Annotated in this window: 19 protein-coding genes; 13 read left to right on the forward strand and 6 right to left on the reverse strand. The window is 65.1% G+C overall.

Annotation, left to right across the window (positions count from 1 at the left end; translation table 11 throughout):
• Positions 1–27 precede the first annotated feature (27 nt).
• The 6 genes from K3172_RS06570 (at position 28) to K3172_RS06595 (ending at position 5,939) form a co-directional block, all read left to right on the forward strand.
• Positions 28–1,269, forward strand: a complete 1,242-nt coding sequence (locus tag K3172_RS06570) for a S8 family serine peptidase (protein ID WP_247717947.1) — start codon at positions 28–30, stop codon at positions 1,267–1,269.
• A 153-nt stretch (positions 1,270–1,422) separates the two neighbouring features.
• Positions 1,423–2,583, forward strand: a complete 1,161-nt coding sequence (locus tag K3172_RS06575) for a deoxyguanosinetriphosphate triphosphohydrolase (RefSeq protein ID WP_221588089.1) — start codon at positions 1,423–1,425, stop codon at positions 2,581–2,583.
• Complete coding sequence (locus tag K3172_RS06580) at positions 2,576–3,271, forward strand: NAD(P)H-binding protein (protein WP_221588091.1); 696 nt, start codon at positions 2,576–2,578, stop codon at positions 3,269–3,271. Before K3172_RS06575 ends, K3172_RS06580 begins: the two co-directional genes overlap by 8 nt.
• 9 nt (positions 3,272–3,280) lie before the next feature.
• On the forward strand, positions 3,281–3,730 hold the full coding sequence (locus K3172_RS06585) for an ABA4-like family protein (protein ID WP_221588092.1): 450 nt from the start codon (positions 3,281–3,283) through the stop codon (positions 3,728–3,730).
• A 65-nt stretch (positions 3,731–3,795) separates the two neighbouring features.
• A complete protein-coding gene (locus K3172_RS06590) occupies positions 3,796–5,346 on the forward strand; it encodes a fatty acid--CoA ligase (RefSeq protein ID WP_221588094.1) in 1,551 nt (516 codons plus the stop codon).
• The gene (locus tag K3172_RS06595) at positions 5,343–5,939 is read left to right on the forward strand and encodes a DUF938 domain-containing protein (RefSeq protein WP_221588096.1); all 597 of its coding nucleotides are present in this window, start codon (positions 5,343–5,345) and stop codon (positions 5,937–5,939) included. Before K3172_RS06590 ends, K3172_RS06595 begins: the two co-directional genes overlap by 4 nt.
• A gap of 52 nt (positions 5,940–5,991) precedes the next feature.
• On the opposite strand, the gene K3172_RS15660 is transcribed toward K3172_RS06595, so the two are convergent.
• A complete protein-coding gene (locus K3172_RS15660; RefSeq protein ID WP_282098591.1) occupies positions 5,992–6,120 on the reverse strand; it encodes a hypothetical protein in 129 nt (42 codons plus the stop codon).
• Between the two features lie 89 nt (positions 6,121–6,209).
• On the opposite strand from K3172_RS15660, the gene K3172_RS06600 reads away from it, so the two are divergent.
• Positions 6,210–6,467: a hypothetical protein gene (locus tag K3172_RS06600; protein WP_247717948.1), complete on the forward strand. Its 258-nt coding sequence runs from the start codon at positions 6,210–6,212 to the stop codon at positions 6,465–6,467.
• A 13-nt stretch (positions 6,468–6,480) separates the two neighbouring features.
• Here the strand turns inward: K3172_RS06600 and K3172_RS06605 are convergent, their stop codons facing one another.
• On the reverse strand, positions 6,481–7,977 hold the full coding sequence (locus K3172_RS06605; RefSeq protein ID WP_221588098.1) for a TadA family conjugal transfer-associated ATPase: 1,497 nt from the start codon (positions 7,975–7,977) through the stop codon (positions 6,481–6,483).
• Positions 7,978–8,293: 316 nt separating this feature from the next.
• Here K3172_RS06605 and glmS point away from each other — a divergent pair, with 316 nt between their 5' ends.
• From glmS to K3172_RS06620, 3 genes are all read left to right on the forward strand, one after another.
• A complete protein-coding gene (gene glmS / locus K3172_RS06610) occupies positions 8,294–10,117 on the forward strand; it encodes a glutamine--fructose-6-phosphate transaminase (isomerizing) (protein WP_221588100.1) in 1,824 nt (607 codons plus the stop codon).
• Positions 10,114–10,497, forward strand: a complete 384-nt coding sequence (locus K3172_RS06615) for a GFA family protein (protein WP_221588102.1) — start codon at positions 10,114–10,116, stop codon at positions 10,495–10,497. Before glmS ends, K3172_RS06615 begins: the two co-directional genes overlap by 4 nt.
• Positions 10,498–10,573: 76 nt before the next feature.
• Positions 10,574–12,940 (forward strand): putative bifunctional diguanylate cyclase/phosphodiesterase, encoded by a 2,367-nt coding sequence (locus tag K3172_RS06620; protein WP_345725613.1) that lies wholly within the window; start codon positions 10,574–10,576, stop codon positions 12,938–12,940.
• Here the strand turns inward: K3172_RS06620 and purQ are convergent, their stop codons facing one another.
• The gene (gene purQ / locus K3172_RS06625) at positions 12,941–13,618 is read right to left on the reverse strand and encodes a phosphoribosylformylglycinamidine synthase subunit PurQ (protein ID WP_221588104.1); all 678 of its coding nucleotides are present in this window, start codon (positions 13,616–13,618) and stop codon (positions 12,941–12,943) included.
• Positions 13,618–13,851 carry a phosphoribosylformylglycinamidine synthase subunit PurS gene (gene purS / locus K3172_RS06630; RefSeq protein ID WP_221588106.1) on the reverse strand — a complete coding sequence of 78 codons (234 nt, stop codon included), beginning with the start codon at positions 13,849–13,851 and terminating at the stop codon, positions 13,618–13,620. The genes purQ and purS overlap by 1 nt, the downstream gene beginning before the upstream one ends.
• 267 nt (positions 13,852–14,118) lie before the next feature.
• Between purS and K3172_RS06635 the strand changes: the two genes are divergently transcribed.
• Positions 14,119–16,344, forward strand: a complete 2,226-nt coding sequence (locus K3172_RS06635) for a TonB-dependent receptor (protein WP_221588108.1) — start codon at positions 14,119–14,121, stop codon at positions 16,342–16,344.
• A 53-nt stretch (positions 16,345–16,397) separates the two neighbouring features.
• On the opposite strand, the gene K3172_RS06640 is transcribed toward K3172_RS06635, so the two are convergent.
• Positions 16,398–19,235, reverse strand: coding sequence for a M16 family metallopeptidase (locus K3172_RS06640; RefSeq protein WP_221588110.1), 2,838 nt, complete (start codon positions 19,233–19,235; stop codon positions 16,398–16,400).
• Positions 19,236–19,348: 113 nt separating this feature from the next.
• On the opposite strand from K3172_RS06640, the gene K3172_RS06645 reads away from it, so the two are divergent.
• Positions 19,349–20,230, forward strand: a complete 882-nt coding sequence (locus tag K3172_RS06645; protein WP_221588111.1) for a diacylglycerol/lipid kinase family protein — start codon at positions 19,349–19,351, stop codon at positions 20,228–20,230.
• 64 nt (positions 20,231–20,294) lie between these two features.
• Entirely contained in the window at positions 20,295–21,269 is a 975-nt protein-coding gene (locus K3172_RS06650) for a hypothetical protein (protein ID WP_221588112.1), read from the forward strand.
• Here the strand turns inward: K3172_RS06650 and purC are convergent.
• Positions 21,238–22,044: a phosphoribosylaminoimidazolesuccinocarboxamide synthase gene (purC, locus tag K3172_RS06655; protein ID WP_221588114.1), complete on the reverse strand. Its 807-nt coding sequence runs from the start codon at positions 22,042–22,044 to the stop codon at positions 21,238–21,240. The two genes, K3172_RS06650 and purC, sit on opposite strands and share 32 nt — an antisense overlap.
• Positions 22,045–22,105 lie beyond the last annotated feature (61 nt).

The raw sequence follows: 22,105 nt of genomic DNA on the forward strand, positions 1-22,105 counted from the left end.
ACCCGACCTGCCAAATGTTGCGTCCTTTTGGCGACAGTTTCCGACTTTTCAGCTGAAATTTACCATGCGGGTATTGATCGATGGTTTCCGGCCGTCATTCTGATCGCTTCTCACTCAAGGGAAGGGACTCGCAATATGAAAATTACCTTCGGTCGCGTTGCGGCCGTGAGCGTCGTTGCGCTTGCTGCTGCGGGCATGGCCAATACCGGCACTGCCCAGTCGACGCCCGCAAAGGGCGCCAAAATCGAGAATTCCTATATCTGCGTCTTCAACCCCGGCCTTGTGGCCAAGGGCAACGTCAAGGCTGAAGCCGCGCGCTCGGCGCAGGCTGCCGGCGGTTCGGTATCGCACGAGTACAAGAATACCATTCGTGGCTTCGCGGTGAATGCTTCGGCTCAGGGCGTTTCCAAGATGCAGGCCAGCAATCCGCGCATCGCGTTCTGCGAGCAAGACCAGATCATGGCGACCGATCAGAAGGGCAAGGGCAAGCCCGGTGGCACCGCTCCGCCGCCGGAATCCACTCCTTGGGGCGTTCTGCGCGTCGGTGGCGGCCTGGTTGGCTCGACCGCGACAGCCTGGGTCATCGATACGGGTATCGATTACGATCATCCCGATCTGAATGTGGATACCGCACGTTCGGCGAGCTTTACCCGCGAAAAGACTGGCGATGACGGCAACGGGCACGGAACCCATGTCGCCGGCACGATCGCGGCCATCAAGGGCAATGGCATCGGTGTTGTCGGTGTCTCGCCTGGCAGCAGGGTTGTAGCGGTCAAGGTTCTCACCAGCAGCGGTTCCGGGTCGAACAGCGGCGTTATTGCCGGTGTCGATTATGCCGCCGCCAATTTCGCGAACGGAGATGTCGCCAACATGAGCCTTGGTGGCGGGTTCAGCCAGGCGTTGAACGACGCTGTGGTCGCTGCTGCGGCAAAGGGCCTCAAGTTCGCACTTGCAGCCGGCAACGAAAGCACCAGCGCGACGACCAAATCGCCGGCATCGGCCAATGGTCCGAACATCTACACGATCAGTTCCTTCGCGCAGGGTGACAACTGGTCGAGCTTCTCGAACTACGGCAACCCGCCGGTCGATTTTGCCGAGCCGGGTTCGGCGATCCCGTCGACCTACAAGGCCGGCGGCTATGCGACGCTGTCGGGCACCTCGATGGCTAGCCCGCATGCAGCCGGCCTGCTGCTGCTTGGCAATATCCGTAGCGGTGGCACCGTCAACGGGGACCCGGACGGAAACGCGGACACGATCGGCATCAACTGATCGCAACCCGATGAAAAAGGGGGCTGCGCGGCTTTGGTCGCGCGGCCCTTTCTTTTGGTCGCAGGCAAGCGCGCTTTTTGCCGATATCCCTGAGAGTTCGCGCTCTGTTCACGTTGTCGCCGCGCGGTGCCTGACCTAAGCCACGCGCCAACGATGACCAGAGCCCGCTATGCCGCCAATCCCGCCCAGTCGCGCGGGCGCGAATTCGCCGAAGAGCGGGAGGGCACGCGCGGTCCGCGCAGCGAATTCCAGCGCGACCGCGACCGGATCGTCCACTCGATCGCCTTCCGCCGCCTGCGGTCCAAGACCCAGGTGTTCATTGCGCCCGATGGCGACCATTATCGTACCCGCCTGACCCACAGCATCGAAGTGGCGCAGATCGGTCGCGTGATCGCGCGCGAGCTGGGGCTTGACGAGGACCTCACCGAGGCGCTGTGCCTGGGCCACGACATCGGCCACCCGCCGTTCGGCCATGCGGGCGAAACCGCGCTGGAAGAGGCGATGGTCCACGCCGGCGGCTATGATCACAACGCGCAGGGCATTCGTACGCTGGCGCGGCTCGAAAGCCCCTATTGCGATCACGAAGGTCTCAACCTCACCTGGGAGACGCTTGAGGGTCTCGCAAAGCATAATGGCCCGATCTCGGCGCCCAACTGGGCGCTGGCGGAAATCGACGCCGCCTTTCCGCTCGAACTGGGCTCGTGGCCCTCGCTCGAAGCGCAGGTGGCGGCGCTGGCGGACGATATCGCCTACGACAATCACGACATCGACGACGGCCTGCGCGCCGGTTTCCTCGAACTCGACGACCTGCTGACGCTCGACCTATTGGCCGACCAGTGGCGTGAGGTCGAAAAGCGGTTCCCCCACGCGCCGCACGATCGCAAGCTGCGCGAGCTGGTCCGCACCCAGATCGGACGCATGGTGAACGACCTGCTCACGCAGACCCGCGCCAATGTGCAGGACGTGGCCAGTGTCGACGAGGTGCGGTCCGCCGGAAAGGTGCTCGCGGCGTTTTCGCCGGCGATGTGGGAGCAGGAGCGCCGGCTGAAGAAGTTCATGTACGAACGCCTCTATTACCACCCCGAGCAGCTGCAGACCGCCGAACGCGCGCGCGACGTCATTTCGCGCCTCTACGTGGCCTACAGCCAGGACCCCTCGACCATGCCCGACGAATGGCTCGCCAAGGCACCGCAGGGCGATCCGCACCGCAGCCGGCATATCGCCGATTTCATTGCCGGCATGACCGACCGCTACGCCATCGAGCAGGTGCGCCGCATCTATGGCCGCGCGCCCGAAGGCCTGAGCAATGTCTGAGACGATCCGGATCCTGCTGGTCGGCGCGACCGGGCTGATCGGCGGCAAGGTGATGGAAGCCTGCGTCGGACGCGAGGACGTGCGCCTGTCCGCAATTGCCCGGCGCGAGGCGCCGCTGCCGCAGGGCATTCGGATGGAGCTGTTCGTTGCCGAACCGTCCAAATGGGGCGAGGTGATCGAGGCCGTCCGCCCCAAGGCGATGATCTGCGCGCTGGGAACGACATGGAAGAAGTCTGGCGAGGACGAGGCGGCGTTTCGCGCGGTCGACCAAGACCTCGTCATGGCAGTCGCCGAGGCGGCGAAGCGGCATGATGTCGAGCGCTTCGTCCACGTAAGTTCGACCGGTGCGGCGATCGCGTCGAAAAACTTCTATCTCAAGGTCAAGGGCGAGGTGGAGCGTGACCTCACCAAGCTGCGCTTCGGACGTCTCGACATCCTGCGTCCCGGCCTGCTGCGCGGCCAGCGTGACAACGACCGCCGCCCGGGCGAGCGGATCGGTATCGCGATGGCTCCCGTGATGAACCTGATGCTCCACGGCCAGTACCGCCAGTATCGCGCGATCAGGGCCGAAACCGTCGCGGATGCCGCGCTGGCGCTGGCCAAGCGCGCGGCTCGCGGCCGCTTCATCCACGACAACGACGCGATCGAGCGGGCCGCCAAGACCCTGCCGCAGATCGGGGAAGGGTAGGCCAAGGCCATGTGGGATACGCTGTTCGGACTGGGCAACGGGCTCGCCATGGTGATGTGGCTGTGCCTCATCCTGCTGCCGCGCTGGCCTGCGCTGCTGGCGGCGGTGCTTTACCTCGGCGTCGGGCTGCTGTGCCTGACCTATGCAGTCCTGCTCGTTGCCGTGGTCGGCAACATGGTCGATCCCGTGGGCGGTGGCGCCTCGGCCGACTTCAGCACCATCGAGGGGGTCCGGGCGATCTTCGCGAGCGATGGCGGCGTCACCATCGGCTGGATCCATTACCTCGCCTTCGACCTCTTCGTCGGCCTGTGGATCGCGCGCGATGCCGATGCCAAGGGATTTTCGCGGCTGGTGCAGGCCCCGATCCTGCTCGCGACCTTCCTTGCCGGCCCGCTCGGCCTCTTCCTGTGGCTGGCAATCCGCGAACGCAGCGCGCGCAGGCTGGGGCGCTGGCAATAGCAGGTTGCCACATGCAACCTTTGTGGCATGATGATCCTCACAGCTGAAAACAGCGGAGAGGATATATGTCGGAGACCCCGAAGCTTACGTTCGACGAGCTCGTCCGCCACTGGGCGAACGAAAAACCCGATGCCGTGGCGCTGGAGCAGGATGGCGATGCGCTGACCTTCGCCCAGCTCGAGCACCGGTCGCGCAAGATCGTCGGCATGCTCGCCGCGCACGGGGTGGGCAGGGGCGACCGCATTGCCTGGCTCGGCAAGAATGCCCGCCACTATTTCGAACTGTTCTATTCGGCGGCCCGCGTCGGCGCGGTGATGGTGCCGATCGGCTGGCGGCTCGCCGCCCCCGAGATCGCCTACATCCTCGGCGACACGGGCGCGAAGGTGCTGTTCATCGACAACGGGTTCGACGAGCTGGCGTCCAAGGCCTGCGCCCAGATGGAGCGCGCACCCGAAGTGGTCGATACGCCGACCGCGCTGGCGGAAATCGCGGCGGCCGAGCCGGCCGAATTCAACGCTGCCGGGCCGGACGACGCCGTGCTCCAGCTCTACACCTCGGGCACGACTGGCAATCCGAAGGGCGCGGTGCTGACCAACCGCAACCTGTTCGCGCTGCGCATCCCTGCCGAGGAGGCCGGGCAGCCGTGGTCGAGCTGGGACGATGACGAAGCGATCCTCGTCTGCATGCCCTGCGCGCATATCGGCGGCACCGGGCTCGGCATCATGGCGATGGCGGCTGGGATCAGGGCGATCGTGCAGTCCGAATTCACGCCCGACGGCGTGCTCGACGGGTTCGAACAGGGCATAACGCGGCTGTTCATCGTCCCTGCCGCGCTGCAGATGGTGATCCAGCACCCGCGCGCAAAGTCGACCGACATGTCGGGCGTCAAATACGTCCTTTACGGGGCCGCGCCGATCCCGCTCGACCTGCTGCGCGAAGCGGTCCAGACCATTCCCGATGCGGGCTTCCTGCAATGTTACGGCATGACCGAGACCACCGGGACCATCGCCATCCTGCCGCCCGACGATCACTCGCTGGAAGGGAATCAGCGAATGAAATCGGCCGGCAAGGCCGTGCCCGGGGCGGAACTCAAGGTCATCGGCGAGGACGGCGAGGAGCTGCCGCGCGGCGAGGTCGGCGAGCTCATCTGCAAGAGCCCGTCGAACATGGAAGGCTATTGGAACCTGCCGGAGGCGACCTCGTCCTCGCTGATCGACGGCTGGATGCACACGGGCGATGCCGCCTATATGGACGAGGACGGTTATGTCTTCATCCAGGACCGGATCAAGGACATGATCATTTCGGGCGGCGAAAACGTCTATCCCGCGCAGGTCGAAAGCGCGATCTACGGCCATCCGGCGGTGGCGGAGGTGGCTGTGATCGGTGTGCCCGACGATACCTGGGGCGAGGCGGTGAAAGCGTGCGTAGTCTGCAAGCCGGGCCAGCAGCTCGATACGGACGATCTCATCGCCTTCACGCGCGAGCGGCTGGCCGGGTTCAAGGTGCCCAAGAGCATCGACGTGATCGAGGTGATGCCGCGCAATGCCAGCGGCAAGATCTTGCGGCGCGAGCTGCGCGCACCCTATTGGGAAGGGCGCGAGCGGGCGGTCAATTGAAGCGCCACGCCCCGGCGACGGCGCGCAATTCGGGACCGCTGGCGGCGGTGCTGGCGCAGGAGTTGCCGGACAGCGGACTGGTGCTCGAAATCGCCAGCGGAAGCGGCGAGCATGCGGTCTTCATGGCGCGGCGGTTCCCGTGGCTCGCATGGCAGCCGAGCGACCGCGATCCGGAGGCGCTCGCCTCGGTCGATGCCTGGGCGGAGGAGACTGCCGCTTCGAATCTCCGCCCGGCACTTGCGCTCGATGCCTCGGCTGAGGACTGGCCTGTCAAAGCGGCGGACGCGGTAGTCTGCGTGAACATGGTCCACATCAGCCCTTGGCGCGCGACTGAAGGCCTGTTTGCAGGGGCAGGGCGGATACTGACCGAGGGGGCGCCGCTGATCCTCTACGGCCCCTATCTAGAAGACGACGTGCCGACAGCGCAGTCCAACATAGATTTCGACGCCAGCCTTCGCGCCCGCGATCCGCGCTGGGGCCTCAGGCGCGTGGCGAATATCGATGCGCTGGCGGCGGGGCAGGGGTTCCGGCGGACCGCGCGGCACGCCATGCCGGCCAACAACCTGACGCTCGTCTATCGCAAGCCGCAATAGCAAAGCGCCCGCCGGTGGGGGCGGGCGCTTCAACAGATACTGGCTCGGTGGCTCAGGTTTCTTCGTCGACTGCGTCGGCCGCCGAATTGAGGTCGTCGCCAACACCGCGGACGGTGTTGCAGGCGGTGGCGGTTAGGGCCATCGTGGTGATTCCCAGTGCAAGAAGAATGCGCTTGATCATGTTGTCTTCCTTCCCCGAGGGCTCGTAAGCGAGCTGGTAAGTCTGAGAACGTATTTACTTTCCGGCGGTTCCCGCAGCTATTGTGCGACTTGAACCGGCCCACCATATGGCCGCCGATGCACGAACCGCAGTTCCTCCTGTTCGCCAGCGATGCCGAGCTTCTGGCGGTTTGGGGCGGCGTGTTCCTGCTGCTCGCCGGCATCTGTTCCTTCATGGAGCGGCGCCGTACGAGACGCGCCCAGATCAACCGGGTGGGCTGGGTCCCGTGGACCGGTCTCTTCCTCACCTGCATGGTGATCGGCGGCGGTCTCCTGGCGATTTCCGTCCCGGCGATGCTGCAGGGCTGATCGTAAGCGGGCGTTAGAGGCACGCCTCCAGATACGCCTGGTCGAAGCCGAACTGGCGGGCCTTTTCCAGCGTATAGGGGCGCAGGCCCGAGCTGCGGAACTCGCCGAGGATCTTGCCGTCGTCGCTCTCGTCCAGGTACTCGAACTTGAACAGTTCCTGCGTGACGATCACGTCGCCTTCCATCCCGATCACCTCGGTGATGTTGGTGGTACGGCGCGAACCGTCGCGCAGGCGCTTGACCTGCACGATCAGGTCGACCGATTCGGCGATCTGGCGGCTGATGGCTTCCTTCGGGATCTTGATGTCGCCCATCAGGATCATGTTTTCCATGCGGCCAAGGCATTCGCGCGGGCTGTTGGCGTGAAGCGTACACATCGACCCGTCGTGGCCCGTGTTCATGGCGGCAAGAAGGTCGAAACATTCCGCGCCACGAATTTCGCCCAGGATGATGCGGTCAGGGCGCATACGCAGGGCGTTCTTCACGAGGTCGCCGATGGTGATCGCGCCCTGGCCTTCAAGGTTCGGCGGACGCGTTTCCAGCGGCAGCCAGTGCGGCTGCTGCAGGCGAAGTTCGGCGGCGTCTTCGATCGTCAGCACGCGCTCGCCCGGGTCGATCATCTTCGACAGGGCGTTGAGCATGGTCGTCTTACCGGAACCCGTACCGCCCGAAATGACGATGTTCATGCGACATGCGCCCGCGATCTTGAGCGCGGTACACATCTTCTCGCTCATCGAACCGAAGTCCTTGAGCATGTCGAGCGTGATCGGCTTTTCCGAGAATTTACGAATCGAGATCGCGGTGCCCTTGAGGCTCAGCGGCGGAACGATGACGTTCACACGGCTGCCGTCCTTTAGGCGGGCGTCGGCCAGCGGCGTGGTCTGGTCGACGCGGCGGCCGACCTGGTTCACGATACGCTGGGCGATCTGGAACAGGTGCTGCTCGTCGCGGAACTTGATCCCGGCGAGCTGCAGCTTGCCCTTCTTTTCGATGTAGGTCTGGTCGGGGCCGTTGACCATGATGTCGGACACGTCGGGGTCGTTCAGCAACTCTTCGAGCGGACCGAAGCCGAGCAATTCGTCGACCAGGACCTTTTCGAGCGCGAACTGTTCGCGGCGGTTGAGCGTGACCTTCAGTTCGGCCAGCACTTCCATGATGATCGGGCGGAATTCTTCCGACAGCTCGTCCTTGGACAGCGTTGCCGCGGCTTCCGGATCGACGCGTTCGAGCAGGCGCGGGAGCACCTGTTCCTTGATCTTGTGGACGCTGGCTTCGAAACCGCCGACTTCGGACTGGCCCGAATGCGAGGAATTCATGCGTTCGTCGAGGCGCGACATTGCGTCGCCGCCCTTGGAATCGGGGAGGGGCGGGAATTGTTCGCCACCCTTGTCCTGCTTGGGTTCGGCGGCAGCACTCGACCCGCCACCGTGCATGGGACGGGCAACACCAAACTGCGGACGCGCGCCGGAGGCCATGCCTGCCTGCCCGTTCTTCCGTCCGAATGCGCTCATTGCATTACCCCCGAAAACACTCGTTATTCCTGACGGGGCAGTCTTGTCCGTGACCGGCAAAAGCCCCTTCTCGAAGCGTGGTGAATAAGTTGGAAACCTTGATTTTTCCCTAATGCGCCACCGCAACAGGCTCCGCACCGTGCCTGACGCGGCGAAGCCTTGCCGGGTTCTGGACGAGCGGGGTTAACGGCTGGTCACCGCGTCGAAAAATGTTCGGCAGCGCGGTTTATGGCGCGGCGGGCACCCATGCCGATTGAATGGTAAGGATTTGGCGTTAAGTCTCTCAGCCAACAGGAATACGAGGACACTCCCAGATATGTGCGGAATAATCGGTATCGTCGGCAAGGATGCAGTAGCCGACCGGCTGGTCGACGGCCTGCGCCGGATGGAATACCGTGGTTACGACAGCGCCGGCATCTGCACGGTCAGTGACGGGGAACTCGTCCGTCGCCGGGCGGAAGGCAAGCTGTCCAACCTGGTCGCCGTGCTCGCCAATGATCCGGCAGCGGGCGATATCGGCATCGCGCATACGCGCTGGGCGACCCATGGTGCGCCGACCGCGAAGAACGCCCACCCGCATGCCACCGACCATGTGGCGCTGGTCCACAATGGCATCATCGAGAATTACAAGGAGCTGCGCGCCGAACTCAAGGAAGCCGGGCGCGAACTGGAAAGCGATACCGACACGGAGATCGTCGTCCACCATGTCTCGCTGCTGATCGAGCAGGGCAAGAGCCCGCAGGAAGCGGTTGCTGCAGTGCTCCCGCGCCTGCGCGGCGCGTTTTCGCTGGCGATCGCCTTCCGCGACTATCCCGACCTGCTGATCGGAGCCAGGCTCGGCTCGCCGCTCGTCGTGGGGTATGGCGACGGCGAGATGTATCTGGGCTCCGACGCTCTGGCGCTGGCCCCGCTGACCCAGCAGATCAGCTATCTCGAAGAAGGCGACTGGGTCGTCATTACGCGCGATGGCGCGACCATCTACGATGCTGAAAACACCGTGGTCGAACGCGAGGTGCGCCACTCGGGCGCCTCTGCCGTGGCGGTCGAGAAAGGCAATTACCGCCACTTCATGCAGAAGGAGATTTTCGAGCAGCCGACCGTGGTCGCGCAGACGCTCGGCTCCTACCTGCGCCAATCGGACAATTCGGTGGCCCTGCCGCAGTTCGACTTCGACATATCCTCGATCCGCCGGGTGACCATCGTCGCCTGCGGGACGTCCTATTACGCGGGCATGGTGGCGAAATACTGGTTCGAGCAGTTCGCCCGCGTGCCGGTCGACATCGATGTGGCGAGCGAGTTCCGCTACCGCGAACCGGTGCTCGAAGAGGCCGGCCTTGCGCTGTTCATCTCGCAGAGCGGCGAAACTGCCGACACTCTGGCTGCGCTGCGCCACTGCAAGGCCAACGGCCAGACGATCGGCGTTGTGGTCAACGTGCCGACCAGCTCGATGGCGCGCGAGGCGGACCTGTTGCTGCCGACGCATGCCGGACCGGAAATCGGCGTCGCCTCCACCAAGGCCTTCACCTGCCAGCTTGCGGTCCTGGCGGCACTGGCCGCGCACATGGCGGTCAAGAAAGGTCTGATGAGCCGCCAGGAAGAGCAGGAAGTGGTCGCCCACCTGCTCGAAGCGCCGGCCTGCCTCAACGCCGCGCTCGACCATGACGACGATATCGCGGCCATGGCGCATCTCATCGCCCCGGCGCGCGACGTCCTCTACCTTGGCCGCGGCCCGGACTATCCGATGGCCCTGGAAGGTGCGCTGAAGCTCAAGGAAATCAGTTACATCCATGCCGAAGGCTATGCGAGCGGCGAGATGAAGCACGGTCCCATCGCATTGATCGACGATGAGGTGCCGGTGATCGTTCTCGCCCCGTCCGGACCGCTGTTCGAGAAGACGGTGTCGAACATGGAAGAAGTACGGGCGCGCGGAGGCCAGATCGTCCTGATTTCCGATGCGCAGGGCCTCGAACAGGCGGGCGAGGGATGCCTCGCCACGATCGAGATGCCCAAGGTCCATCCCCTGATCGCGCCACTCGTCTATGCGGTTCCGGTGCAACTGCTTGCCTACCACGTCGCCTGCGTGAAAGGGACCGACGTCGACCAGCCGCGAAACCTGGCCAAGTCGGTGACCGTCGAGTGAGGCTGGAGGGCGGCTGCCACTGCGGTGCGGTGCGCTACGCCGTGGAGGTAGAGCCGCCTCTCGAGGTGCTGGCCTGCAATTGCTCGATCTGTTTGATGACGGGCTTCCGGCACCTCATCGTAGAGGCCGAGGCGTTCACCCTGCTGGCCGGTGAAGGCGCGATGACCGAATACCGCTTCGGCACCGGCAAGGCACGGCATGTGTTCTGCGGGACATGTGGTATCAAGAGCTTCTATTACCCACGCTCCCATCCCGACGGCGTCAGCGTTAACCTTGCCTGTTTGCCGTTGCCGCAGGACGTCGAGGTGATCGAGACCGCCTTCGACGGGCGCAATTGGGAGGCCGCGAAAGCTGCGCTCGACGCCGCTTCAAGCGATTGATATTTTTTTCGCTATCGTTCTGTGATCGCTCAAAACTTTACCGGCGGCTAACGTTTAGGCGTTAACCGTGCCTACCGTGAGCGAGCAGAATAAAGACAGGGTGTCGCAACCTGCGCCGTTATCGATACGGCAGGCGATCGGGCTTCAGGCGCCCGAGGGCGCCGAATGGTCGCGTATTCACGGCTTCCAGTACGCCCAGTTGCGCAAGCGCATGGGCGTTCGTGCCGCTTCCCACCTGTTCGGCTTCCTCCTTGTGGCATTCATCCTCTGGGGCATGGTCGAACCGGCGCTGATCGGGGCCTGGGGTATCGCCCTTGCTTTGGCTGTCGCACTGGCCGCCCGCGAAGACCGCAATGCCGCCCGGGCCGAAACGGGGCATTACGGGATCGACGACATGCGCCGCCACGCCGTGGCAAGTGCGGCGAAGGGTGTGATCTGGGGCATCGGCCTCATGCTCTTCGCCAGGACCGGGGGGGCAAACCAGCTGCCGATCGTGTGGAGCATACCCGCGGTCCTGATCCTCGCGACTTCAGCAAGTCGCTACAGTGCCCCGCTGGGCTCGATGGCCTTTGCCGTCGCCGCAGGTGCCGGCGGTCTCATTGCGGCTCTGATCGCGGGCGACTTGCTGCTGCTCACGGTCATTGCTTTCACGGTAATCTTCGCCGTGTTCGGCTCGATCGAGAATGCGCGTGTCGCGGTAAGCGCCCGGATAAACGAGACCGCCTTCATGGAGAAAAGCGAAGTCGTCTCCATGCTGTTGCGCGAATTCGAGGAAGGCCAGGCCGACTGGCTGTGGCAGATCGACCCACGTCGTCGGCTCAAATCGGTTTCTCCGCGCTTCGCCTACGCGCTCGGACGCTCGGCGGATGATGCCGAGGGCAAGCTGTTCTTCGAACTGATTTCGGGCAAGGACTGGACCAGCACGGCCGACGCCGACGGCCTGCGCGAATTCGCCGACAAGCTGAAGCGCAAGGAGCCTTTCTCCGACCTCGTCATCCGCGTCACGATCCGCGGGACCGAACGTTGGTGGGAAATATCCGGCGCGCCGATCCTAGACGATTCCGGCAAGTTCCAGGGCTTCCGCGGCGTCGGCTCGGACGTCACCGAGCAACGCGAGTCGTCGGAGAAGATCGCCCGCCTTGCGCGTTACGATACGCTTACCCAGCTGCCCAACCGGCTGATGCTCAACGAGTCACTGGGCGAGGCGCTGCAGTATGCAGCGCACTGGCGCACGCGTTGCGCTTTCCTGATGATCGACCTCGACCGGTTCAAATCGATCAATGATTCGCTCGGCCACCTCGTCGGCGACCAGTTGCTGGCGCAGGTGGCGGGCCGGTTGAAGAGCCTGACGGGGCAGGGCGAGCTCTGTGGACGGCTGGGCGGGGACGAGTTCGCCGTGGTGCTGCGCGACGCCTCGGATCGCAAGCGGGTCCATTTCCTCGCCAAGGCGATCATCGAACAGCTGTCCGAGCCGTATCAGATCGAAAACCAGATCCTCTATGTCGGCGCCAGCGTGGGCTCGGCGATCGGCCCTCGCGACGGGAAGACGGTGGAGGAGTTGCTCCGCAATGCCGACCTCGCGCTCTACCGGGCCAAGGACGCCGGCGGGAACGAGCATTGCGAATACGAACCCTCGCTCCACGCCAATGCCGAGGAAAAGCGCCAGCTCGAATTCTCGCTGCGCCACGCGCTGGAACAGGAGGAGCTTTCGCTCAACTACCAGCCCGTGGTCGACGCGCACACCGAAGAGGTGGTCAGCTTCGAGGCGCTGGTGCGCTGGAACAGCAAGAAGCATGGCTTCGTGAGCCCGGGCAAGTTCATCCCGCTGGCTGAAGACACGCGCCTGATCGTGCCGATCGGAACCTGGGTCATGCAGCAGGCCTGCAACGAAGCCGCTGCCAACTGGCCCAAAAACGTCAAGGTCAACATCAACGTCTCGCCCGAGCAGCTCCTCGAGCCCGAGTTCGCTTCCACCGTTATCCGCGCCCTGTCGCACAGCGGGCTCGACCCGAAGCGCCTCGAGATCGAGGTGACGGAAAGCATCTTCCTGCGCGATGCAAGCATTGCCCGCAAGGCGCTGGAGCAGTGCATGGCGCTTGGCTGCCAGGTGGCGCTGGACGATTTCGGGACCGGCTATTCCTCGCTCGGCTACCTGCGCAAGCTCAAGTTCTCGACGATCAAGGTCGACCGCAGCTTCGTCCAGGGCGCCGCGCAACAGGCGCGCGAATCCATCGCGATCATCCGCGCCGTCGTGGCGATGGCGGAAAGCCTCGACATGACCACGACCGCGGAAGGCGTCGAAAACGAGGAAGAAGCGGAACTGGTCCGCAAGCTCGGCTGCAACAAGATTCAGGGCTATCACTTCGGCCGGCCCATGCCCGCCGCCGACGCTCGCCTGCTTTTTGCGAGCGCCGCTCCGGGTAAGGACCGCAAGTCGGCCTGATCAGGCCTTGGCCAACGCCTTCACCGCGCTTTCGAAGAGGGCGAGGCCGTCGGTACCGCCATGCGCCGCGTCCACGGCGCGCTCGGGGTGCGGCATCATGCCCAGCACGTTCCCGGCCGCATTGAGCACGCCGGCGATATCGCGACGCGACCCGTTGCAGTTCTCCGCATAGCGGAACGCCACGCGCCCTTCGCCTTCGATCCTGTCGAGCGTGTCCTCGTCGGCGAAATAGTTGCCGTCATGGTGTGCCACCGGGATGCGGATCGTCTGCCCGCTGGCATAGCCCGCAGTGAACAGCGACTGGCTGTTCTCGACCGTGAGCGCAACGGTGCGGCAGATGAAGTTCTGGCTGGCATTGCGCATCAGTGCGCCGGGCAGCAGGCCGGCCTCGGTCAGCACTTGGAAGCCGTTGCACACGCCCAGCACTGGCACGCCACGCTCGGCAGCGGCCTTGACCGAGCGCATGATCGGGCTGTTGGCCGCCATCGCGCCCGAGCGCAGGTAGTCGCCGTAGGAGAAGCCGCCGGGCAGGGCGATGAAGTCGAGCCCCTCGGGAAGGTCCGCATCGGCATGCCAGACGCGCAGCGGAGCGGTGCCCGAAACCTGCTCCAGCGCCACCGCCATGTCGCGGTCGCAATTGGAACCGGGGAAGGTGATGACGGCGGAGCGGAACGCCATCAGCCGAGCTTCTCGATGCGGTAATTCTCGATCACCATGTTGGCGAGCAGCTTCTGGCACATGTCGTCGAGCGCTTCGTCGCTGGTGTCGTCGGCAACGTCGAGTTCGACCGTACGGCCAACGCGCACATCGTCTACGCCTTTGAACCCAAGTCCCTCCAGTGCATGATGCACGGCGCGGCCCTGCGGGTCGAGCACCCCGGGCTTGAGACTGACGAGGACGCGGATCTTCATGGGTGTGCCTTTCGCTGGCGCGGCTTTGCGCGCGCCTATGCCGCGAAGTGGAGCCAGGTTCAAGCGGCGCGCGGGGGCTTTTGCGGAAGTCCCGGCCTGCGCCGTTCGTGTAACCGCAGTGCAACATATGTTTCCCAATTGCCGCATTGGAGTCGATTGCCCCGCCTGCCAGGGACCGAATCGGCTATGGGGGCCTCCGGTATTTTCGCCGTTTCCCTCCAAATTCCCGCACCTTCGATTGCATGCGGGATCAAGCAGGATCTCTCCATGACCCATCGTATCTTCAGCCGCCGCCTCCTGGGGACGAGCCTCGCCGCGCTCGCCGCAGCGGCCTCGCAGCCCGCTTTCGCACAGGACGCCGACACCACCGGCGCCGAACAGCAGGACGACGGCCAGCTCAACACCATCGTCGTCACCGCCAACCGCCGCGAGGAAAACCTCCAGGACGTGCCGGTTTCGGCCGCGACTCTCGACGCGAGCACCGTAAAGACGATTTTCGATGCCGGTGCGGAAATCACGGCGCTGGCCGCCCGCGTCCCCGGCCTGTTCGTCGAAAGCTCGAACGGCCGCGCCGCCCCGCGGTTCTACATCCGCGGCCTCGGCAACACCGATTTCGACCTAGCCGCCTCGCAGCCGGTTTCGGTGGTGATGGACGACGTGGTCATGGAAAACGTCACGCTGAAGTCCTTCCCGATCTTCGACATCGAGCGCATCGAAGTGCTGCGCGGTCCGCAGGGCACGCTGTTCGGCCGCAACACCCCGGCCGGGATCGTCAAGATCGACACCGTGAAGCCGGGCGATGCCTTCGAAGCGCAGGGCTCGTTCAGCTATGGCAGCTTCGATTCCATCTCGCTCGATGCGGGCGTCACCGTTCCGATCGCGCCGGGCAAGGCCTCGGTCCGCCTCTCGGGTCTGTGGCAGAGCCGCAGCAACTGGGTCGACAACGGCTTTACTGGTGAGGAAGACGCCTATGGCGCCTATGACGAGTTCGCCGGCCGCATCCAGCTGTCGCTGACCCCGACCGATCGCCTCAGCATCCTCGGTTCGTACCAGCTGCGCGATCTCGAAGGCACTTCGACCCTGTTCCGTGCCAATATCCTCGGCCCGGGCAACAATGACCTCAACGGCAATTACGACCGCGACACCGTGTTCTACGATGCGGGCGCCGGCAACCAGGCGCAGTACGAAGCCGACATCGCGACGATCAAGGTCGAATACGACGCCGATTTCGCGACCGTCACCAGCATCACCGCATGGGCCAACAGCGAAGGCTCGAGCCGCGGCGACATCGACGGTGGCTTCGGCGCCAGCTTCCTTCCGGTCATGGGTCCGGGCTTCATCCCGTTCCCTTCGGATACGCAGGACTCGATCGAACTCGACCAGTTCACCCATGAAGTCCGCCTCGCGTCCAACCCCGGCGGGACGCTCGACTGGCAGGTCGGCATGTACGTGTTCGAGAGCGACTTCAACGTGACCACGGTCGGCTTCGATTTCCCGCCGCCCGTCACCGTGCGCCACACCAACGACAGCTGGGCCGCTTTCGGCCAGCTGTCGGCCCAGGTCACCGACGTCCTCAAGCTGACCGGCGGCCTGCGCTGGACCGATGACGAGAAGCAGTTCATCGTCGTTTCCGGTTCGGCCCCGCAGTATCGCGAAGTTGGCGACGAGCGCCTCAGCTGGGATCTCGCCGCCTTCCTCGATGTGAGCGACGACGCCAGCGTGTTCGCCCGGGTCGCCAGCGGCTTCCGCGCTCCGACCATCCAGGGCCGCGACGTGGCCTTCTTCGCTCCGCCGTCGATTGCGACGTCGGAAAAGATCATGAGCTACGAAGTCGGCTTCAAGTCGGAGCTGGCCGATCGCCGCGTGCGCCTCAACGGTGCGGTCTATTACTACACGATCGAGGACCCGCAGTTCTCGGCCGTCGGTGGCGGCGGCAACCTCGTGCAGCTGGTCAATGCGGAAAAGGGCCGCGGCTTCGGCTTCGAGCTCGACAGCGCGTTCCAGATCACGCCCGACTTCCTTGTGACCGCCGGCCTCAGCTGGAACGACACGAAGATCCAGGACGAAAACCTCGCGGTCGGAATCTGCGCGCAGTGCACCGTCACCGATCCGACCGTCGTGCTGTCGGGCAACACCCGCGCGCTGGTGGACGGCAACCCGTTCCCCAATGCGCCGGAATGGATCGCCGACGTGACCGCGCGCTATGCCTTCCCGGTCAGCGACAACGGCGAGATCTTCGTCTTCACCGACTGGGCCTATCAGGGCGCGACGAACTTCTTCCTCTACGAGAGCGAGGAGTTCAACGCCAACGGCCAGATCGAAGGCGGCCTGCGTATCGGTTACGCCCGCAACGACGGTCGCTACGAGATCGCGGCCTTCGTGCGCAACATCACCGATGCCGACAATGTGAAGGGCGGCATCGACTTCAACAACAACACCGCCTTCGTGAACGATCCGCGGGTGTTCGGCATCTCGGCCCGCTTCAGCTACTGATAGCGCCTTGTCGGAGTTCGGGGGGCTGGACCGTACGGTCCGGCCCCCTTTTACTATCGGTCTTCCGGCACCACGCGGAACTCGACTGCCTGAGCGGGATCGAGATAGGCCTGCGCCGTTTCCAGCAGCTGCTCCGGCGTAATCGCGAGGTAGCGGTCCTTGGCTGTGAGGAACCGTTCGATGTCGTCCGGGCGGCTTTGCGCGCGGTCGACATAGCTCAGCCAGCCGGCATTGCTCTTGAGGCGGTTGTCGAAGCTTTCCAGCACGGGCTGGCGCGCGCGCTGGAGGAGGTCGGCATCGATCGGTTCGCTGCGCAGCTTCGCCAGCACGCCCAGCAGCGCCTCGCGCGTCGCCGCGATATCGCCGGCATCAACCTGCGCGCCCATCGCGAAGGTGCCGTAATTGTCCCACACGTCGCTCTGCGAGGCACCGACTTCGACGCCGTAGGTCTTGCCGAGTTCCTCGCGCAGCGTGTCGGTCAGCATCAGCCGCGCGACCCGCGCCAGCAGGCTGAGCCTGGATGACCGCTCCCAGTCGCTGTCATCGGCGGTCGGCCAGACGAAGCGGAGCAGCGCCTGGTCCTTCTCACCGGCGTGGGTGATGGTGTGGACCGTGCGGTTCGCGGTGAAGGTTCGCGCGCGCTCGCCCTGGTCGTAGGGACGGAATTCTGCCTCGCGCCGGGGCAGCGCGCCGAAAGTCCGCGCGACAACGTCGATCACCTCCGCTTTGTCGAAATCGCCGACGATCCCGATCTCCAGCGCACCATTGACCAGCCGGTCGCTGATCGTGGTGCGCAGAAGTTCGAAATCGAGCGCCTGGTACGCCTCGAGCGGCTGGCGAGAGAAACGCGGGTCGTTGTCCGAAACGATTGCACCCGAGGCTTCGGCATAGGCCGAGGAGGGCGTCTTGCCGAGCCGGGCGAAGAAGGCGGGCAGGCCCTGCCGCCAGGTGCCCAGGCCCTCGGCGCGATAGCCCGGATCGACGAGGAAGGCGGCCAGCAGTTGCAGCTGCAATTCGAGGTCGCGCTCGGTGGTCGTTGCGGTGCCGCTGAAGCTGTCCGCGCCCTTCGCGATCTGCGCGCCGACCGTGCGCCCGGCGAGGATGGTCTGCAGCTCGTCGAGACTGTGCCTGCCGAGACCCCCGGCTGCGATCAGGCCGGTCAATTCGGTGCCGAGCGGGTTCTCCCGTGTGTCGAGGAGCCCGCCACCGTCCACGGTCAGTTCGAGCCGGATCCGGTCGTCTTCCAGATCGGTCGGCTTGAGGTTCAGCATCACCCCGTTGGCGAAGCGCAAGGTCTGGATGCCGAGTGCTTCGGTGGTGGTGTCCGCGACCACCGTTCCGGGGGTGCCGAAGTCGGTGTAGGCGAATTGCGTGACGCCGGCATCCTTGCTGGGGTCGGGCGTGCGTGCGAACGCCGTTGTGACCGCACTGCGCAAGGCGGCCTCGCCGCCCTCCGGCGCGTTCTTGCCGGTGAAGCGGACAATCGGGCGGTCGAGCATGGGCCAGTCTTCACGCAGGGCCGCCAGCACCGCCTCCGGCGTAATCGAGGGGATCAGGGCGCGGAAACGGGCCAACTGGTCATCGGCCGCGTCGGGCACGGCCTCTCCCTGTGCGAGCGCAAGCGCCGCTCCCGTCCATGCCGCATTGCCCCGCGTCGCTTCCTGTGCAGCGGCGGTTTCGAGCGCGTTCAGCTGGTTTGCCACCTGCTCCGCCACCTCTGCCTCGCTGACACCGAAGGCCATCGCCCGACGGTATTCGTCGAGCGCCGCGTCGAGGCCGCGCTTCCAGCCACCGTCTTCGGTAACGATCGTCAGTTCGGTGGTGCGGGCGATGTCGAGCAGGCTGCCGAACGACAGCCGCGCCGCGCGGAAAGGTGGGTCTTCGCTGCGCGCCAGCCGTTGCAGGCGGCGATCGACGATCCGGTCGCCCAGCGCGCGCAGCATGGCGCGGGCGCGCTTGTCCGTGCTGTCCGTCTCCTCGACATGGGGTGCATGGCGGGCCAGCGAAACCGTCTCGTCGAGCGCGGGGTGAAGATAGATGTCATAGGCATCGGCCAGTGCCGTATCCACCGGCCCGGCAGGCGGCTGCTCGGGCGAGGCGGCAGGGCGCCAGTCGCCGAAACGGGCTTCTATCTTCGCCTTGACGGTAGCCGGGTCGAAGTCGCCGACGACCACCAGGACCGTCGAGGCAGGCACATATTCCCGCTCCCAGAACGCGCGCAGGCTTGCGGCGCTGGCGGCCTCCAGCGTCGCGAGCACGCCGATCGGCAGGCGCTCGGACACGCGCCCTCCGGGATAGGAGAAGGCGAGGCTGTCCTCGATATTCTGCAACTGGTACGTGTTGCGCACGCGCCGTTCGGACAGGATGACGCCGCGCTCCCGCTCCACCGCCTCCTGCGCGATCGTCAGCTCGCTCGCGGTCTCGCGCATCAGCATCAGCGCCGTGTCGAGCAGATCCTCCTCGGCGCGCGGCAGGTCGAGCTTGTATTGCGTGTAGTCGAAACCGGTCGAGGCATTGGTGTCCGCCCCGAAGGCGAGGCCGAGCCGTTCGAGCAGCTTGACCATCTCGCCTTCGGGCACATTGGTCGAGCCGTTGAACGCCATGTGCTCGATGAAATGGGCATAGCCACGCTCCTCTTCGCGCTCGTCGAGCGCCGCGGCATGGACGAGCATGCGGACCAGCGCCGTGCCTTCCGGCCGGTCGTTCCTGCGCACGATATAGCGCATGCCATTGTCGAGCTTGCCGAAATGCCAGCCGTCGGCAGGGGTGAGATCGGTCCCCGCCTGCTCCCAGTCGGCCGGATCCCAACCGATTGTCTCGGCGTAAGCGGTAGAGGCGACGGCGGCGGTGGAGAAGAGGAGGGCGGCGGCAAACGTGCGACGGATGGTCATGGCTAAGCGCTGCACTATGCGAGGCCGACTGACAACGCCGTGAACCGAATTTGGCGTGGCCAGTGCGGCTTTTAACCGTGTTATCGCTGGCTTGGCAGTTTATGGAGCTTTCGGTGAGCAGGCTCGATCTCGTCTATAACCCCGTGTCGGGCAGCTTCCGTCAGGCGCACCTCGACGCGCTGGTTGCGGCGCTGGAGAGGCACGGATTCATCGTGAGCGCCATGCCGACGACGGCGCAAGGCGCGCGCCTCTCGGGTCAGGCAGACCTCGTGTGCGTCCATGGCGGTGACGGAACCTTGCGCGATGTCGTCCAGGCGCTGGGCGAGGATGCGGGACGGGTTCCGCTGTGCATCGCCTCCTCCGGCACCATCAATCTCGTTGCGCGCGAGCTGGGCTATCCGCGCGAGCCAGAGCGCTTTGCCGTCGAGCTGCGCGCGGCCTGGGACCGCGGCGCCGAGAGCTGGGTGCATTCGCCGCTCTACCGGCTAGGGGAGATGCCCGTCGTCTCCTGCCTCAGCATCGGACCCGACAGCCATGCGGTGGCGCGGGTCGACGGCAAGCTGAAGCGACGGATCGGGCGCTATGCCTATGTCGTGGCGCTGCTGCAGCAGATGCGCGACTGGCCGCGCGCGACAATGACCGTACGCGGCGAACTGACCGATGGCGAGCGGTTCGAATACGAGGCGGAAGCGGCCATTGTCAGCCACGCTGCGCTTTATGCCGGCCCTTTCAGGCTCAGCCCGCAGGCGGCACTGGCTGCGGATTCGGTGGAGCTGATCACGCTCAGGCGCTCCACCCGGCTGGGCACGATCGCGCTATCGCTGGCCGTCATGCTGCGCCTGCCGGTCGCGCGCCTCGGGATTGCCGAAATCCGCTCGTGCCGCCGGATCGAGTTCGACCGTTGCGTGACGCCGGTCCAGGTCGATGGCGACCTCATGCCAGAATGCGCCTACGCCATCGCTCCTTCAGGGCTGACCCTGCGCTATGTGGTGTGATAGGGCTGGGTGGATGACTGCTCGCGTCGCGCCCCTCCTTGCAGCCGCTGCCGCGTTCTTCGGCATGACCGGTACGGCGCAGGCCTGTGTCTACATAGATACCAAACCGCTGGAGCTTCACATTCCGCCGCCCGAGGGGATGACAGACCCGGCCGCGATCGCGCGCTGGGAAGCCGAACGCGAAGCCCATGCCGAGGCTTATGAGGCGGTCGCGCTCGAGGGGCGTATTCGCGAGCGCCGGCGTGAGTTGGCAGATTTCGCCCAAGCGACCGCCGGAATGGAGGCGGGGAGCCTGGCCGAAAGTCTGGCTCTCAACCTCACGCCACCGCTTGAGGCCGCCTTTGCGGAGTACAGCTCCTGCGGAGATATCATCGGGCCCCCGGTGCTCGATCCGGCGGGCTATCACCAGACCGCCGGACTGGAGTCGGTCGCTATTGCGCGCGGGATTTTCGATGACCCCGAGGACGCGAAGTTCATGCCGCGCCGGGAAATCCGCCGGATTGTGAGACCGCGTGGTGGCGAAGCCTATCCGAACTGCCTGGCAGAGGCACGCGCTGCCGTGTCGGCAGCCCTCTTGCGGCGCTTCTCGCAAGACGAACTCGCCCGCGCGCTCGCAGCGATCAGGCGCAGCGGCTTTGATCGCGTACCTGTGGACGAGACATCCCGTTCCCTTCTGGCAGCCCGCGATTTCCGACTGCTTGCCTTTGTCGAGGGCCGCAGCGGCCCCTTGCAGGTCAGCACTGCAGCGAAGCCGAATGACTGGGGCTGGCACCGGGAATGGTACTGGGACCTCGCACCAGAACAGGTGCGCGAACTGCGGGACTTAATGACGAACGACCCGCTGGGCCGCGCGCTGGTCGAGGAAGTCGAGAGGGTCGTTGCACAGGGAACGGCCGTCTGCCCCGGCGCCATGCGGGAGCAGGAGGCATACTGGGCCGAAGTCCGCAGGATGACCTACGCGCGCAAGGCCGAAATACTGGTGAGCCGTCGCCAGCGGCGCGAGGCAGCTACTTCTTCGGAGGCTTCGCCGGGGACCTGAGGCGGCCGCGGTGGGCGTTCATGTCGAGCACTTCGCCCGGTCCCTGGTCGTCGTCCTGCAGCAGCTTCAGGCGGCGGGCGACTTCCTGGTAGGCCTCGCTCTCGCCGCCGAGATCGCGGCGGAAGCGGTCCTTGTCGAGCTTTTCACCGGTGTTGATATCCCACAGGCGGCAGCCGTCGGGGCTGATCTCGTCGGCGAGGATCACGCGGCTGTAGTCGCCATCCCAGATGCGTCCGAACTCGAGCTTGAAGTCGACGAGGCGGATGTCGATCGCGCTGAACATGCCGCACAGGAAATCGTTGATGCGGATCGCCATCGACGAAATGTCCTGCATCTCCTCGTGGCTGCACCAATTGAAGCAGGCTATTTCCTCTTCCGAAACCAGCGGATCGCCGAGGCTGTCGTCCTTGTAGCAATATTCGAGCAGCGTGTGCGGCAGCAGCTCGCCTTCCTCGATGCCGAGGCGCTTGCTGAGCGAGCCGGCGGCGACGTTGCGCACGATCACTTCCAAGGGAATGATCTCGACCTGGCGGATCAGCTGTTCGCGCATGTTGAGGCGGCGGATGAAGTGCGTCGGGATGCCGATATGGCTGAGGCGGGTGAAGACGAACTCGCTGATGCGGTTGTTGATCACGCCCTTGCCGTTGATCGTGCCCTTCTTCTGGGCGTTGAAGGCGGTCGCGTCGTCCTTGAAGTACTGGATCAGCGTACCCGGTTCGGGGCCCTCGTAGAGGATCTTGGCCTTGCCTTCGTAGATCTGGCGGCGACGTGCCATGCGCGGATTTCCTTATCGCTCAAAAAGCTTGCGCCCCGGTGGCGGAATCGGTCGGCGATCA

The sequence above is a fragment of the Qipengyuania proteolytica genome (genome assembly GCF_019711565.1).
Lineage (GTDB): Bacteria > Pseudomonadota > Alphaproteobacteria > Sphingomonadales > Sphingomonadaceae > Qipengyuania > Qipengyuania proteolytica.

Bases quoted from the DNA above. Each gene is read 5' to 3' on its own strand.
- K3172_RS06590 (WP_221588094.1), top strand. From the start codon at position 3,796: ATGTCGGAGACCCCGAAGCTTACGTTCGACGAGCTCGTCCGCCACTGG.
- K3172_RS06575 (WP_221588089.1), top strand. From the start codon at position 1,423: ATGACCAGAGCCCGCTATGCCGCCAATCCCGCCCAGTCGCGCGGGCGC.
- purC (WP_221588114.1), bottom strand. From the start codon at position 22,044: ATGGCACGTCGCCGCCAGATCTACGAAGGCAAGGCCAAGATCCTCTAC.
- K3172_RS06650 (WP_221588112.1), top strand. From the start codon at position 20,295: ATGACCGGTACGGCGCAGGCCTGTGTCTACATAGATACCAAACCGCTG.
- K3172_RS06640 (WP_221588110.1), bottom strand. From the start codon at position 19,235: ATGACCATCCGTCGCACGTTTGCCGCCGCCCTCCTCTTCTCCACCGCC.
- purQ (WP_221588104.1), bottom strand. From the start codon at position 13,618: ATGGCGTTCCGCTCCGCCGTCATCACCTTCCCCGGTTCCAATTGCGAC.
- K3172_RS06580 (WP_221588091.1), top strand. From the start codon at position 2,576: ATGTCTGAGACGATCCGGATCCTGCTGGTCGGCGCGACCGGGCTGATC.
- glmS (WP_221588100.1), top strand. From the start codon at position 8,294: ATGTGCGGAATAATCGGTATCGTCGGCAAGGATGCAGTAGCCGACCGG.
- K3172_RS15660 (WP_282098591.1), bottom strand. From the start codon at position 6,120: ATGATCAAGCGCATTCTTCTTGCACTGGGAATCACCACGATGGCCCTA.
- K3172_RS06585 (WP_221588092.1), top strand. From the start codon at position 3,281: ATGTGGGATACGCTGTTCGGACTGGGCAACGGGCTCGCCATGGTGATG.
- purS (WP_221588106.1), bottom strand. From the start codon at position 13,851: ATGAAGATCCGCGTCCTCGTCAGTCTCAAGCCCGGGGTGCTCGACCCG.
- K3172_RS06605 (WP_221588098.1), bottom strand. From the start codon at position 7,977: ATGAGCGCATTCGGACGGAAGAACGGGCAGGCAGGCATGGCCTCCGGC.
- K3172_RS06635 (WP_221588108.1), top strand. From the start codon at position 14,119: ATGACCCATCGTATCTTCAGCCGCCGCCTCCTGGGGACGAGCCTCGCC.